General features: G+C 63.4%; 11 protein-coding genes and 2 pseudogenes. 8 read left to right on the forward strand and 5 right to left on the reverse strand.

Translation table 11 applies throughout. The annotated features are described in order from the left end of the window. Nucleotides 1-222 precede the first annotated feature (222 nt). Together GD429_RS39145 and GD429_RS39150 are read right to left on the reverse strand one after the other, a co-directional pair. Entirely contained in the window at nucleotides 223-930 is a 708-nt protein-coding gene (locus GD429_RS39145; protein ID WP_152865460.1) for a pirin family protein, read from the reverse strand. Nucleotides 931-1,014: 84 nt separating this feature from the next. Beyond that, nucleotides 1,015-1,779, reverse strand: a complete 765-nt coding sequence (locus GD429_RS39150; protein ID WP_152865462.1) for an SDR family NAD(P)-dependent oxidoreductase — start codon at nucleotides 1,777-1,779, stop codon at nucleotides 1,015-1,017. Nucleotides 1,780-1,919: 140 nt separating this feature from the next. On the opposite strand from GD429_RS39150, the gene GD429_RS39155 reads away from it, so the two are divergent. From GD429_RS39155 to GD429_RS39185, 7 genes and pseudogenes are all read left to right on the forward strand, one after another. Further along, nucleotides 1,920-2,837, forward strand: a complete 918-nt coding sequence (locus GD429_RS39155) for a LysR family transcriptional regulator (RefSeq protein WP_152865464.1) — start codon at nucleotides 1,920-1,922, stop codon at nucleotides 2,835-2,837. Between the two features lie 162 nt (nucleotides 2,838-2,999). Beyond that, on the forward strand, nucleotides 3,000-3,965 hold the full coding sequence (locus tag GD429_RS39160; RefSeq protein ID WP_152865466.1) for an alpha/beta hydrolase: 966 nt from the start codon (nucleotides 3,000-3,002) through the stop codon (nucleotides 3,963-3,965). A gap of 33 nt (nucleotides 3,966-3,998) precedes the next feature. After that, nucleotides 3,999-4,403 (forward strand): nuclear transport factor 2 family protein, encoded by a 405-nt coding sequence (locus tag GD429_RS39165; protein WP_152865468.1) that lies wholly within the window; start codon nucleotides 3,999-4,001, stop codon nucleotides 4,401-4,403. 140 nt (nucleotides 4,404-4,543) lie between these two features. Next, nucleotides 4,544-4,867: pseudogene (locus GD429_RS39170) on the forward strand (transposase); the annotation flags it as partial. 258 nt (nucleotides 4,868-5,125) lie between these two features. Beyond that, nucleotides 5,126-6,049, forward strand: a complete 924-nt coding sequence (locus GD429_RS39175; RefSeq protein WP_152865470.1) for a recombination-associated protein RdgC — start codon at nucleotides 5,126-5,128, stop codon at nucleotides 6,047-6,049. Nucleotides 6,050-6,450: 401 nt separating this feature from the next. Further along, entirely contained in the window at nucleotides 6,451-6,801 is a 351-nt protein-coding gene (locus tag GD429_RS39180; protein WP_152865471.1) for a hypothetical protein, read from the forward strand. Nucleotides 6,802-6,901: 100 nt separating this feature from the next. Further along, the gene (locus tag GD429_RS39185; protein WP_227792208.1) at nucleotides 6,902-7,933 is read left to right on the forward strand and encodes an HAF repeat-containing protein; all 1,032 of its coding nucleotides are present in this window, start codon (nucleotides 6,902-6,904) and stop codon (nucleotides 7,931-7,933) included. A 142-nt stretch (nucleotides 7,934-8,075) separates the two neighbouring features. Here the strand turns inward: GD429_RS39185 and GD429_RS39190 are convergent. From GD429_RS39190 to GD429_RS39200, 3 genes and pseudogenes are all read right to left on the reverse strand, one after another. Next, nucleotides 8,076-8,395 (reverse strand): annotated as a pseudogene (locus tag GD429_RS39190) (transposase domain-containing protein); the annotation flags it as partial. Nucleotides 8,396-8,793: 398 nt separating this feature from the next. Next, nucleotides 8,794-9,315 (reverse strand): 2'-5' RNA ligase family protein, encoded by a 522-nt coding sequence (locus tag GD429_RS39195; protein WP_152865473.1) that lies wholly within the window; start codon nucleotides 9,313-9,315, stop codon nucleotides 8,794-8,796. Between the two features lie 85 nt (nucleotides 9,316-9,400). After that, nucleotides 9,401-9,967: a nucleotidyltransferase family protein gene (locus tag GD429_RS39200; RefSeq protein ID WP_152865475.1), complete on the reverse strand. Its 567-nt coding sequence runs from the start codon at nucleotides 9,965-9,967 to the stop codon at nucleotides 9,401-9,403. 429 nt (nucleotides 9,968-10,396) lie between these two features. Between GD429_RS39200 and uvrA the strand changes: the two genes are divergently transcribed. After that, on the forward strand, nucleotides 10,397-15,079 hold a 4,683-nt coding region (uvrA, locus tag GD429_RS39205; protein WP_152865477.1), incomplete at its 3' end, for an excinuclease ABC subunit UvrA.

Here is a 15,079-nt window from a genome sequence, read left to right on the forward strand (position 1 = left end):
TGCGCCAGCGCTCCCACATTAGCGCTTTCTGGCTGTCTGTATAGTAGATCCGCCGTCTCTGTTTCATTGCAACACTCCTCGCTGCTATGCAGCCTCAAGTGTGTTGCATCGACGGGTTGAATCCGCAATCCAAAACAGCCATCTAACTCTCACAGGCGCGTTTTCTCGAAGTCGGAAACAGCCATGAATGGGGCTGCGGCACGCCCTAATGGAGCCCTTGTCTTAGCGTAAGAGCTCGACAATCACGACATCAGTGTCGTCTCGCGCCCTCAGCATGAGCCGCGTTTCATCGCGAATGGCAATGCCATCGCGTTGCGCCAGCCTGATCGGCCCTACGTCCAGTCGCCCATGATCCGCAACCAGATAAGCAGAACCGGGCATCGGCAAAACGTGCTGCATCGCCATGCCTTCGCGCAGCGTCGCGATACGCACACGTGCGTCGGCGTGAATGGGCAACGCGCCGGCGCGGAGATCCTCCGGATCGCCGCTCGCCAGCGTAACGAATCGGCCCTCGCGACATCCGGGCGAACAGACTCGCGTCGCGCAGCGCGGTGTACTGGCAGGTGTGTGCGGACGGAGCCAGATCTGGAACTGCCGCGCGGGTATATTTTCCTCGTTGCGCTCGGCGTAATGGATCGCTGCGCCGGCACTTATCACATGGACGGAATCGGCGACCAGACGCGCGCGATTGCCCGTGTCGTCTTCGTAGGTGATGGCGCCCGAACGCACCCACGTGACGATCTCGACGTCGCGGTGAGCATGCGGGCCGAGGCCCGAGTGCGGCGCGAATTCAACGTCGTTCCACATATAGAGCGGACCGAGCGGCGCATGGTCGGCGTGCCCGGAGTCGCCCGCGCGGAAATGCTGGCGGACATCAACGCAGCCGCGCCGGATTGCGCCAAGCGCAAGAAAAGGCCGATGTTCCATCATGATGGCACTCGATTCGAGAGCGCCGGGCGTGGGTCGCGATCATCGAAGACCGCGTCCACCGCACCCCGCGCGCCCGAGCCACTCTCAGATTTGCTGCTGGCCGCCGTCGACGAACAATTCGATGCCGTTCACGAAACTCGCGTCGTCCGAGGCCAGGAAAAGCGCCGCGCTCGCGATCTCGCCAGGCTCGCCGAGGCGCCCCATCGGGATCTGGGCAGCCAGATAATCGGCAAGCCCCTGGCGCTGGGCAGCATCGTCACCGGCGAGATCGAGCAGGCCGGGCGTGCGAGTCGCGCCCGGGCTGATCGTGTTCACGCGGATGCGGCGCTCCTTGAGGTCGAGAATCCAGCTGCGTGCAAAGGCACGCACCGCCGCCTTCGAAGCCGAATACACGCTGAACGCCGCGGTGCCTGCGCTACCCGCCGTCGAGCCGGTGAGAATCACCGATGCGCCCTCGGCGAGCAGCGGCAGCGCCTTTTGCACCGTGAACAGCACGCCTTTCACGTTTCGGTCGAAGGTGTCGTCGTAGTGCGCTTCGGTGATGCTGCCAAGCGGCAGCATCGAACCGCCGCCGGCGTTCACGAACAGCACGTCGAGGCGCCCCTGTTCTTCCTTGATTTGCGCATACAGCGCGTCAAGTTCACCGAGCTTTGTGGAGTCCGAACGGACGCCGGTCGCCTTGCCGCCGGCTTCGCGAATGCCCTTCACGGCGGCATCGAGTTCGGCCTGTCGGCGGCCCGTGAGATAGACGTGCGCGCCTTCGGCCGCGAAGTGTTCGGCGGTGGCGAGACCGATGCCGCTGGTTGCGCCGGTGACGAGTGCGATCTTGTTGTCGAGTTTGCGTGCCATGGTATTGCTCCTTTCGTTGGGTCGGTGAGTGTTTGCGTCGCAGTTGCGTACTGCGATGTGAGGAGAATATCGACGGCCTCATCTTTTCGAAATAGAATTAATCGCAATCAAACGTTGCATAAATGCAAAGATGAGGAAAAATGGCTCAACTACCCGATTTCGAGGGGCTCGCGATGTTCGCGAAGGTGGCAGAGCACGGGTCGTTTGCGGCCGCGGCGCGCGCGACCGGAGTGTCGGTCGCCACGGTCTCACGCGGCGTGGCCCGCCTGGAGGACCGGTTGGGCGCACGGCTTTTCAATCGCACGTCGCGCCAGCTCTCGCTCACCGAGTTCGGCCGGACGATCAGCGAGAAAGCCGGCGAGATCTATCGCCAGGCCGAGGAGGCGGAAAGCTCGGCACGCGAAATGTCGGTGCAGCCACGCGGGCTGGTGCGTTTGGCCGTGCCGATGTCGTACGGGCTGCGCTGGGTCGTTCCGTTGCTGCCGCGCTTCTTTCGCGCGTATCCGGAGGTGTCGATCGACCTGCATCTATCGGATGCGTCGGTCGATCTGGTCGCCGATGGGTTCGACGCCGCGCTGCGTATCGCCGCGCTTCCGGATTCGTCGCTGGTCGCGCGGCGGCTGTGCGCGGTGACACAATACGTGGTGGCGTCGCCAGAATATCTGAGGCGTGAAGGACGGCCCACACATCCGCTCGAGCTGGCGGATCGTCCCTGTCTCTCGTATGCGTACCGTGCGCGTAGCGCCGTATGGCGCTTCACGAATGACGCAGGCGAAGAGGAGCCGGTGATGCCGACGGGCCCGCTGCGCGTGACAAACGCCGATGCGCTGTTGCCCATGCTGCTCGATGGCCTTGCGATCGCCGAACTGCCTGAATTCATCGCAGGCGAATATCTGGCCGATGGTCGTCTTGAAGCGATCCTCACCGACTGGTCGCTGACGAAGGGCGGTCTTTACTTCGTCACGCCGTCGGCGCGCGGGCGGCCCGCGAAAGTCGCGGCGCTGTCGGATTACTTTGCGGAGCACCTTTCCGAGCCAACCTGGCGATGGCCGAAATGATGCACTGGCGCGGTTGATCGGCCGGAATCCATCATTGCATTCATGCAATGATGGATTCCAAACGATTCTATTTCGCAAATATTGTCCGATCCGTATTCTCCTTTCCACCAGCTGCACGACATCACGTCGCAAGCCGCTCAACCAAACGAAAGGAGAATCACGATGAACACGCAAACCACCCCGAACACGCCCGATACCGCGACTGTTGCCTTCCTCGACGCGCTGAACAGCACCACCGGCCCGGCAATCGAGACGCTCACGCCCGCCGAAGCGCGCGAAGTCCTGGCAGGCGCCCAGCGCAGCGCGCCGGTCGACGTCTCGGGCATCGACGTCACGTGCCGCACGATCGAGCAGGACGGCCTGGTCGTGTCGCTTGTCGTCGTCAAGCCGCAGGATTCACGCGGTGTGCTGCCCGTGTTCATGTTCTTCCACGGCGGTGGCTGGATTCTCGGCGACTACCCAACGCATGAGCGTCTCGTGCGCGACCTCGTTGTCCAGTCGGGCTCGGCGGCGGTGTTCGTCGAATACACGTCTTCGCCCGAAGCGCGCTACCCGGTCGCGATCAACGAAGCCTACGCCGCGACGAAGTGGGTTGCCGCACATGGCGCGGAGATCGGCGTCGATGGCACGCGGCTGGCAGTCGTGGGCAACAGCGTTGGCGGCAACATGGCCGCGGTCGTCAGCCAGATGGCGAAGGACCGTCAAGGTCCGGCAATCCGCTTCCAGGGCCTCATGTGGCCGGTGACTAACCACGTGTTCGACAATGTCTCGTACGACGCCTTCGCAAATGGCTACTTCCTGAGCCGCGACATGATGAAGTGGTTCTGGAATGCCTACACGACCGACGAAAGCGAGCGCAACGAACGCTACGCGTCGCCGCTGCGCGCCTCGCTCGACGCATTGAAGGGCTTGCCGCCGGCGCTCATCCAGACGGCACAGTTCGACGTGCTGCGCGATGAAGGTGAGGCATACGGATATCGGCTCGACCAGGCGGGCAACGACGTGACGACGACCCAGTACAAAGGCACGATTCACGACTTCGGCCTGCTCAACGTGCTTGCTGCCGACGCACCGACGCGTGCCGCCATGCAGCAGATGGCGACTGCGTTGAAGACGCGCCTGCAATGAATCGCATCCGTTAATGCTTTTATCGAGCAGATCATGAACAACGCTAAACAACTGCTTTCTGCTTATCTCGAATCGATTCGTGACCCACGCGCGGCAGGCGCACTGTTTGCCGACGATGGCGTGCTGGAGCTCCCTTATCTGAAGTCGCTTGGCATTGACGGGCGTGCACAGGGGCCAAAAGCGATCGAAGGCTTCATCGCCTCGCTGCTCGCGAAAGTACCGGATTTTTCGTTCAGAAACGCGCGGCTGCTGATCGAAACGCCTGAGCAGGTATTCGCCGAATATGAAGTCGAAGCGCTCGTGCCATCGACGGGGAAAATCTATCGACAGATGTACGCAGGGCGGCTGGTGGCGAGCAACGGCAAGATTCTGCTGTTGCGCGAAGCACTGGATACGATGGCTGCGGCACACGCATTCTCGATGGCGCAGCCCATTTGAAGACATGACGATGAAAGGCCGCTTTATTAATCGAAGCGGCCTGACAACGTTTCATCCCGGCTGGCCGCAGTTGGCCGAGGCTGTGTAAAAACGCGTTCGATCACCTAGACCGAATCAACCCGTTCCGATGAGAGGCGACGATGGGGCGATTTGTCGAAGGCGAGGACCGCAAGCAAGTCACGTTGCTTCCAGAATGTCTCGATGACTTCATCGCCGAGGACAATCCAGTCAGGATCATCGACGCGTTTGTAGACGAACTTGAACTGAACTCGCTCGGATTCCGGAGCGCCACGCCGGCGCCCACGGGCCGGCCTTGTTACCACCCGGCGGTATTGCTCAAGATCTACATCTACGGCTATCTCAATCGAGTGCAGTCGAGCCGGCGTCTGGAACATGAATGTCAGCGCAATGTCGAGCTCATGTGGCTGACCGGTCGGCTCGCGCCGGACTTCAAGACGATCGCGGCACGTCCTGGCCTACAACTTCAAGCGCGTCATCAAGATCCTCGGGTTCGAAAAAGCGATGGGTGCGATGAAGCTGGTCGGCGCGTGAGTTCGCGCGCTGGCACCGCTAACCGGCGTACGTTCAACTTGCGCTGAGCACAGTGGCGCCGCGCGAATCCCCTGACGCCGGTGCTCTAGTGCCCGACGCTGCTGTTTTTACACAGCCTCGGCCGCGAAGCGTCACCGTCATATAGAATGGTGCGCTTTGCCCGTACTCCTATGTGGTTCAAAAATCTTCAGCTTCATCGTCTTCCGGCCCCTTGGACCGTTACCCCCGATCAGATGGAAAAATGGCTGGCGCCCCACGCGTTCCAGCCGGGCAGCAGCGTCGAGATGCAGCGCTTCGGATGGGCGTCGCCGCGTGACGACGGTGCGCTTGTGTATTCGATCAACCGGCAGATGCTGCTGGTGTTTCGTGCCGAAAAGAAGCTGCTCCCGGCGTCGGTCGTCACTCAGGTGACCAAGGCCCGGGCGCTTGAAGTCGAGGAGCAGCAGGGCTTCAAGGTGGGGCGAAAACAGCTGCGCGAACTCAAGGAGCAGGTTACCGACGAACTGCTGCCGCGCGCGTTCACCATTCGCCGCGATACCCGCGTGTGGATCGATACAGTGAATGGCTGGCTCGTCATCGATGCGGCTGCACAGGCTCTTGCCGACGACGTTCGCGGCCTGCTCGTCAAATCGATCGATCAGTTGCCGCTCGCCGGCGTTCAAGTGGCGCTTTCGCCGGTCGCCGCGATGACGGATTGGCTGCTTTCCGGCGAGGCGCCGGGCGGATTCACCGTGGACCAGGACGCCGAGTTGCGCTCGAGCGGCGAAGGCGGCGCCACGGTGCGATATGTCGGCCACGCGCTGGAAGCGAACGACATGCGCCGGCACATCGAGGCCGGCAAACAATGCATGCGCCTCGCGATGACCTGGGATGACCGGATCTCCTTCGTGCTGACACCGTCGCTGACGATCAAGCGTGTCACGCCGCTCGACGTGATCAAGGAGGCGGCGGATCCCACCGCGCAGAACGACGATGAACGCTTCGACTCGGATTTCACGCTGATGACGGGTGAGTTGGGGCGGATGCTGACCAGTCTTGTCGATATCCTGGGTGGCGATCAGCATGACTCGATTCATAAGGCGGCCGCGGCCTGAACTCCGTCGGCTGTCGAGGGTCATCGCCTCGCGACGGCGGGGCTTTGCGCGGACGCGACATTTCGAGGAGGACCGTCGCCGCGCTTGCGGCGGGTCGCGGCTGGGCGCTCGCGACCCGGAGCGGCCCTTCGACCATCTCGATACCGGTCACGCAAACTCGTCAGACTTCCAGATTCATCGATCGCACGACCTTAGCGCCGCCTCCGGCCATCAATCGCGAAACCTTGCCGTCGTCAATGTCGAGCATGACTCTGATGACGCTTGCAGACGGTGGTTGCATCAGTCGCCCCTGTTCGATGAGTAAGCGCCTCGCCAAGGCCGTTTCCCGTTCCGCACGCTCGGCATGCATGATCCCGGGCTAACCTGGACATCGCATGAGATCGCGTCCACGATCGCCAATCATGGAGACGATCGCGATTTGTCCGCCGGTGTCCGAGCTTGGCCGAGTTTCAGCATTGAAACACATCGCGTTTTCGCCAGAAGCCAATATCGACGAGCGCAAAGAGGCTCTTCGTCTACGCTCCACGGTTTGGCGAGGTCCGCGCCGTGTCGTGCATGAAACATATTTCGATTTTCTCAACCAAGCCATAACCAATCGCCGGTTCTTTTTTTCAATGAAATCAATGCCCAAACACGTCGGGCACGCCTATAGCTTGGATACGCAAGCGCCGGGGGGGCCGAGGGTTAGTGCGTTTGTAGACAAAGCCCGCACACCTCCAGTCAATTGGACTTGCTCGGTGCGCGCGTCATGAGCACGACGTATCCGAACAGTCTGTCGGTACCCTTCGCGGCAGCTTTGGCCCTGGCTGCGACAGATCGCGAGGTGGGCCATGTCCCACGAAGGGGATCAAGATGGAATCCGCACGCAAAGTAAATAGCGGTGGGCGCTACTACGTTCACCGCGTCCTGATGGCTTTCGCCCTTTTGGCTGTCGCGGCCTTCCAGCCTGCCTCCGCCCAAAGTGTCACCATACATGACCTGGGCACGCTCGGTGGCAACTCTAGCCAAGCTGCCGGGATCAACAATCGCGGCCAAGTGGTGGGCCAAGCGGACATCGCGAGCGGGGGCACGCATGCCTTCTTGTTTGAAGGTGGGGTGATGACCGACCTCGGCACGCTCTCCGGTAGCGGATCTAGCCAAGCTTACGCGATTAACGAGCGAGGCCAAGTGGTCGGAAGTTCGACTATCAGGAGCTTCGGGCCTACGGACGCTTTTCTGTTTGAAAAAGGGGTGATGACCGGCCTGAACATCGGTATTGACAGCCTCGTCGACGCTACCGGCATCAACAATCGCGGCCAGGTGGTCGGCAACTCTGGCCCCAGACACGGTCGTCCACATTCAGCGGCTTTTCTGTATGAAGACGGGGGGGTGACCTGGCTCCCCGGTGCCGCTTTTAGCGTAGCGACCGGGATCAACAACCGCGGCCAAATCGTGGGTTGGGCGGTTGCCACAACCGGGCCCGCACATGCTTTCCTGTTTGAAAGCGGGGTGATGTCAGACCTCGGCACGCTCCCCGGTGGCGCTTATAGTGCAGCTTTCGGGATCAACAACCTCGGCGAGGTGGTCGGCGAGGCGAGCACCGCGAACGGGCCCCTGCACGCCTTTCTGCTTCGCAACGGGGTAATGTCCGATCTCGGTATGCTCCCCGGTGGCACTTATAGCGCAGCTTTCGGAATTAACAACCGCGGTGCGGTGGTCGGCGAGGCGAGCACCGCAAGCGGAGCCTTGCATGCTTTTCTGTTTCGAGACGGGGTGATGTCCGATCTCGGTACGCTCCCGGGTGGTACCTTCAGCCGAGCTTTGGGGATTAACGATCATGGACAAGTGGTTGGCGTCGCGAATACTGCGAGCGGAGCCACGCACGCTGTTCTCTGGACGCCATAGACGGAAACAGGCTTGCCGGGATGTGCGTCAACACCATCGTGTTGAGCAAGCTCGGTAAGCACTTCACGACGGCCGTCCACAACACGACGCCCGCGTGAGGCATGATCGGGCATCGGACTACCTGGTTGTCAGTGGGTGGCAATCAGTCAGTTGACGCCGGGGGGTCAACCTGCCGAGGCAGCTTTCTGGCCACGTTCCAGGGCAACAGTTCGTCGATGCGGTTAATCGGATGGTCAGCGATATGGGTCGGGACGTATTCGAGGTAGGTGCGTGGGTTGATCCCGTTGAGCTTGCACGTCCCGATCAGATCGTACATCGCGGCAGCTCGTTCGCCCCCGCTTTCGGAGCCGGCGAACAAGAAGTTCTTGCGACCCAAACTCACGCAGCGCGTGCGTTTTCGGCCAGGGCGTTGCTGATCTCTGCATTGCCCTCTTCGCAGTACAGCACGAGCGCGTCCCACTGGTATGAGCTTGCACGTCCTGGCCTACAACTTCAAGCGCGTCATCAAGATCCTCGGGTTCGAAAAAGCGATGGGTGCGATGAAGCTGGTCGGCGCGTGAGTTCGCGCGCTGGCACCGCTAACCGGCGTACGTTCAACTTGCGCTGAGCACAGTGGTGCCGCGCGAATCCCCTGACGCCGGTGCTCTAGTGCCCGACGCTGCTGTTTTTACACAGCCTCGGCCGAATCCGGAAGCTCGAAGTTGGTGGATGGTCGCCCGCGCTGGCGCCGTCCGCCGAACTTCCGCTGCCGACCCGAAGCGACGGCCGGCTTTCTACAAAACGGTTATTCTATTCAGATGGGCTAGACGCCTAGTACCACGGAACTGTCCAGACCGGATTGCGGTTGATCGTCAATACACCTAGACATTTGGAAGATCAATCACATGCATCTTCCTCCAGCGACCCGACGAGTTCTCCAGCAGAGCGACAGCGCTACAGCACGTTCGAATCGCCTCCCGCGCAGACAGGCGATGTTCGAGCTCGACGGCAGCCAAATGCGCTGTCGCAGCATCGCCGTGCGCGACAGTCAGATGTGGAACGATGCCATCGTGTGCACCACCATAGGGGTGAAACTTGGGGAAGCGCTCGACCAGCGCAGTCGTCAAGGCGACGAACGGTTCGGGTGGATCGGGGGCAAGATAAGTGGTGACCGCAAACCGCTCGACCTTCCTCAGCGAAAATTCGAACGGCTGCACAACACTCAGCGCGCTTTGCGCCTGGCGAAGGACATCGGGCGTAATTTCGTCAGGCGGTATGAAGGGAAACAGAACCGTGATATGCGCCGGCACGCCCAGGTCAGAGGTAGCATCAAACCGGCTCCGAAGGTCCGCTACTGTTGACTCGGCTGCGGGAACCTCAACGACGAACGCTGTTGTGTGCATTCGGGAATCCTCTCGCGTCGATTGACCATTTATGGTTGCGGATTCAACCCGTCGATAACACGCCCCTTGACTGCCTGCGGCATTTCTAAACGATGATGGTCACGCGGGGCCAGCGGTCCTTGTATCTTTTCTGCTGGATTCGCCGAAGATAGGTATCAATGCTGACACGCGCTGGATTGCGTCGTATCACCATGGAAAAAAGGTCGTCGAGTCCGTATGGTGCGCAGACATCAATTGTCCCGTCACTAAGCAAAGTCAGTCCTACCGTCGTCGCGTACTCCGGCCACGACGCAATGGCTTGGGCCAGTGAACTGAAGGGGGATACCTGATGCCCAAAGGCGCCCTCGAACCAGAGATGAACAGCGGCCTGATTTGTGACCTCCCACGGAATTTCGGGACACTGCTCCGAGAGGCGGCGCTGGATTTCGGCATCGCGAATCGACGACAAATCGGACAGGTCGAAGTAGGCCAAATCGACGTCGGCTGGGCGTGTCGGAGTCATGTATCCGTGAAGCGAGTCCCAGACCAAATTACGAATGGCCCCTGCGCCAATGCACCAGGATTTCAGGCCCATTGCACGTGCCTCCGACAGCGCAGACATACACCAAGATGACTGTCGGGCTATTTCGACTAATCTTTCGTTGAGATTCATCGCGGATCTACGTGGCCTAAACGAGCAGAACGGCTGAAATTGTCACCAAATCCGACCGCACCGTCGAGTGACCGATCCAGGCCGAACGGAGACGATTCCCACCTTCGTCAGTCTCACGATTTCCTAGCGCCGAGCCGGCCAGATCTCACGATTCCCACGCCAAGGCCCGATCGCAGCGCGCCAAAACGACAGCCAGCCCTTTGATTCTCGGGCATATCGCAATCCCCCTCCAATCAGGACCCATCAACTACCTGCCCATGCCCGCCTCAGGGCTTTCATGGAAAACTGTATGAATATACAGTATAGTACCCGTCGAAATCGAGCCGACCAGGTGCGACCCTGGGCGGCACGTGCACCGCGCCTGCGGGCATCCTCCGCAGCGTTCCGGCACCGTGAATTCCGGCTAACTCATTCAGACGGGCAGGCAAATTGTCATCCAGCAATCTGATCCGCATTCGCGGAGCACGTCAGCACAACCTCAAGAATCTCGATCTCGACCTGCGCACCGGCGAAATGACGGTCGTCACCGGCCCGTCGGGCTCAGGCAAGTCGAGTCTCGTGTTCGACACCCTGTACGCGGAAGGTCAGCGGCGCTATGTCGAAACCTTCAGCGCGTACGCGCGGCAGTTCCTCGATCGGATGGATCGCCCGCAGGTCGAGCGCGTCGACGGCGTGCCGCCCGCGATCGCGATCGACCAGACCAACCCCGTGCGCAGCTCGCGCTCGACCGTCGGCACGATGACCGAGCTGAACGATCACCTGAAGCTGCTGTACGCGCGTGCGGCCGAGCTGTTCGACCGCAAGACCGCGCGGCGGGTGCGGCACGACACGCCGGAGACGATCTACGCGGAGCTCGTCGCGCGCACGCAGGCGGACGATCCGCGCGTCGTCGTCACGTTCCCGGTCGAGCTGCCGGAAACGGCATCCGACGAAGAAGTCGCGCAGTGGCTGTCCGCGAGCGGCTATACGCGCGTGCAGGCGCAGCGCGAAGTCGCGTCGCCCACCGGGCCGCGCAAGGTGCTCGACGTGGTGGCCGACCGGTTCCGCGTGCAGCAGGCCGACAAGGTGCGCGTCGTCGAGGCGATCGAGGCGTCGCTGAAGCGCGGCGGCGGGCGCGTGAACGTGTACGTGCTCGCGGCCGAGCCGGAAAACGCCGGCGGCGCGGCCGCGGAGCCGCAGGTGTGGCGCTTCTCCACCGGGCTCCATGATCCCGACAGCGACCTGCGCTACGCGGAGCCGCAGGCGGCGCTGTTCTCGTTCAACTCGGCCTACGGCGCGTGCGAAACCTGCCGCGGCTTCGGCCGCGTGATCGGCGTCGATCTCGGCCTCGTGATTCCCGACGCGCGCAAGACGCTGCGCGGCGGCGCGATCAAGCCGATGCAGACGCCCGCATGGAAGGAGTGCCAGGACGACCTGATGCGCTACGCGGCGAAGGCCGACATCCGGCGCGATGTGCCGTGGGCCGAGCTGACGGATGCCGAGCGCGACTGGGTCGTCAACGGCTCGCCGGACTGGAACGGCAAGTGGCAGAGCCAGTGGTACGGCGTGAAGCGCTTCTTCGGTTACCTCGAATCGAAAGCGTACAAGATGCATATCCGCGTGCTGCTGTCGAAATACCGCAGCTACACGCCGTGCGACGTGTGCGGCGGCGCGCGTCTGAAGACGGAATCGCTGCAGTGGCGGCTCGGCTCGAAAGAGAATGCCGACGGCGTGCTCGCGCCGGCTGGCCGCTTCATGCCGCGCGGCGTCGACTGGAGCCGCGCGCAGCTCGAAGCGCTGCCGGGCCTGACCGTGCACGACCTGATGCTGCTGCCGATCGAGCGCATTCGCCGCTTCTTCGACGAAGTCAGCCTGCCGAGCGCGCTGCTCGACGATGCGCTGAAGCTGCTGCTCGCCGAAGTGCGCACGCGCCTGAAATACCTGTGCGACGTGGGGCTCGGTTACCTGACGCTCGACCGGCAGAGCCGCACGCTGTCGGGCGGCGAGGTGCAGCGGATCAACCTGACGACGGCGCTCGGCACGTCGCTCACCAAAACCCTGTTCGTGCTCGACGAACCGAGCATCGGGCTGCATCCGCGCGATCTCACGCGGATCGTCGAGGCGATGCAGCGGCTGCGCGACGCGGGCAATACGCTGGTCGTCGTCGAGCACGATCCGTCGGTGATGCTCGCGGCGGACCGTCTGATCGACATGGGCCCCGGCCCGGGCGAGCGCGGCGGCACGATCGTCTACGATGGCACGCCGGGCGACATCCGTTCGGCGCACACGCTGACGGGCGAATACCTCGGCGGCCGCAAGCATGTCGCGCATGCGTCGAACTGGGCGCGCCGGCCGGTAGACGCGCACACGCCGCGCATCGTGCTCGACGGCGCGAGCGAACACAACCTGCGCGACGTGACGGTCGAGATTCCGCTGCAGCGGCTCGTATGCGTGACAGGCGTGTCGGGTTCCGGCAAATCCACGCTGCTGCAGGACGTGCTCTATCCGGCGATGGCGCGGCACCACGGCAAGGCGACCGAGTCGCCGGGTGCATACCGCAATCTCACAGGCGCCGACCAGGTGGGCGACGTCGTGTTCGTCGACCAGTCGCCGATCGGCAAGACCACGCGTTCGAACCCGGCGAGTTATGTCGGCGCGTTCGACGAGATCCGCAAGCTGTTCGCGAAGGCGCCGCTCGCGCTGCAACGCGGCTACGGTGCCGGCACGTTCAGCTTCAACTCGGGCGACGGCCGTTGCCCGACCTGCGGCGGCTCGGGCTTCGAGCACATCGAGATGCAGTTCCTGAGCGACGTCTACCTGCGTTGCCCGGATTGCGACGGCAGCCGCTACCGCGCCGAGATTCTCGAAGTGCGCATCGAGCGCGACGGCCGCGCGCTGAGCATCGCCGACGTGCTCGACCTGACCGTCAGCGAAGCGGCCGCGTTCTTCGCGACCGACGCCGAGGTGCTGCGCGTGCTGCAGCCGATCGTCGACGTCGGGCTCGAATACGTGAAGCTCGGCCAGCCGGTGCCGACGCTGTCGGGCGGCGAAGCGCAGCGCCTGAAGCTGGCCGGCTTCCTCGCCGAATCCGCGGCGGCGGTCAACGGCCGCCGGGTCGTCACGGAAGAGGCGCGCGTCGCGCGTGTGAAGTTGTTCATGTTCGACGAGCCGACCACCGGGCTGCACTTCGACGACATCGCGAAGCTGATGCAGGCATTCGGCAAGCTGCTCGCGGCCGGCCATTCGCTGATCGTGATCGAACACAACCTCGACGTGATCCGCGCGGCCGACTGGCTGATCGATCTCGGCCCGGAAGGCGGCGACGGCGGCGGCCTCGTGCTGTGCGCGGGCACGCCCGACGACGTGAAGGCCTGCGCCGAATCGCATACGGGCGTCGCGTTGCTGCAGTACGATCGCGCGATGGATGCCGAAGCGCCGCTCGGCGACGAAGGCGTGCCGCTGCAAACCGTGCTGAACGCCGCGCGCGAGCGCCGTGCGATCGAAGGCGAGGACGTGGTGCGGATCGTCAACGCGCGCGAGCACAACCTGAAGTCGCTCGACGTCGACATCCCGCACGGCAAGTTCAACGTGATCACCGGCGTGTCGGGTTCCGGCAAGTCGACGCTCGCGTTCGACATCCTGTTCCACGAAGGCCAGCGTCGTTACCTCGAATCGCTGAACGCGTATGCGCGCTCGATCGTGCAGCCGGCCGGGCGCCCCGAAGTCGACGCGGTGTACGGCATTCCGCCGACCGTCGCGATCGAGCAGCGGCTGTCGCGCGGCGGTCGCAAGAGCACGGTCGCGACGACGTCCGAAGTCTGGCACTTCCTGCGGCTGCTGTATGTGAAGCTCGGCCTGCAGCATTGCATCCACGACGGCACGCCGGTCACGTCGCAATCCGTCGAATCGATCGCCGCGCAGTTGCTGCGCGATCATCGCGGCGAGCACGTCGGGCTGCTCGCGCCGCTCGTCGTCAATCGCAAGGGCGTGTATACCGATCTCGCGAAGTGGGCGAAGGCGCGCGGCAGCACGCACCTGCGCGTCGACGGCGAGTTCGTGACGGTCGATCCGTGGCCGAAGCTCGACCGCTTCCGCGAGCACACGATCGAGCTGCCGGTCGCCGATATCGTCGTATCGCCGGACAACGAGGCCGAGTTGCGGCGCGTGCTCGACGAGACGCTCGAACTCGGCAAGGGCGTGATGCATCTGCTCGCGCCGCTCGACGGGCTGCACGATGCGATGCAGAACGATCGTTCGACCGCGCGCGTCGGTGCGGTCAAGGTGCTGTCGGTCAAGCGCGCGTGCCCGGTGTGCGGCACGAGCTACCCGGAGCTGGACCCGAGGATGTTCTCGTACAACAGCAAGCACGGCTGGTGCACGACCTGCGTCGGCACCGGCGTCACGCTCACGCGCGAGCAGCGCGCGGCGTACGACGACACGGTGCTGGCCGAGGACGGCCGCGGCCGCGAGCAGACGCTGCCGTCGGACGAGCAGGAACCGGAAGGCGTCGGCAACGAGCCGTGCCCGGATTGCGGCGGCACGCGGCTGAACCCGTCCGCGCGCGCGGTCACGTTCGACGCGCATCCGATCGTCGAGGTCGCGCAGTGGACGGTGTCGGACACGCGGCGCTGGATCGACGGGCTGGAACTCACCGGGCGCGACGCGCAGATCGCGCGCGACATCGTCAGCGAGATCGGCAGCCGCCTCGCGTTTCTCGAGGAAGTCGGCCTTGGCTACCTGAGCCTCGACCGTGCGGCGCCGAGCCTGTCGGGCGGCGAAGCGCAGCGCATCCGGCTCGCCGCGCAACTCGGCAGCAACCTGCAGGGTGTGTGTTATGTGCTCGACGAGCCGACGATCGGCCTGCATCCGCGCGACAACCAGATCCTGCTGGACGCGCTGCGCAAGCTCGGCGACAAGGGCAATACGCTGGTGGTCGTCGAGCATGACGAGGACACGATCCGCCGCGCCGATCACATCATCGACGTCGGCCCGGGCGCCGGCAAGCGCGGCGGCACGCTGGTCGCGCAGGGCGCGGTCGCGGATCTCGCCGCGCAGTCCGATTCGGTGACGGGGCGCCTGCTCGCGCATCCGATGACGCATCCGCTGCAACCGCGCCGCGGCGTGAGCCTGCCG

This window comes from Burkholderia sp. BE17 (assembly GCF_009362305.1).
GTDB classification, from domain to species: domain Bacteria; phylum Pseudomonadota; class Gammaproteobacteria; order Burkholderiales; family Burkholderiaceae; genus Burkholderia; species Burkholderia pyrrocinia_C.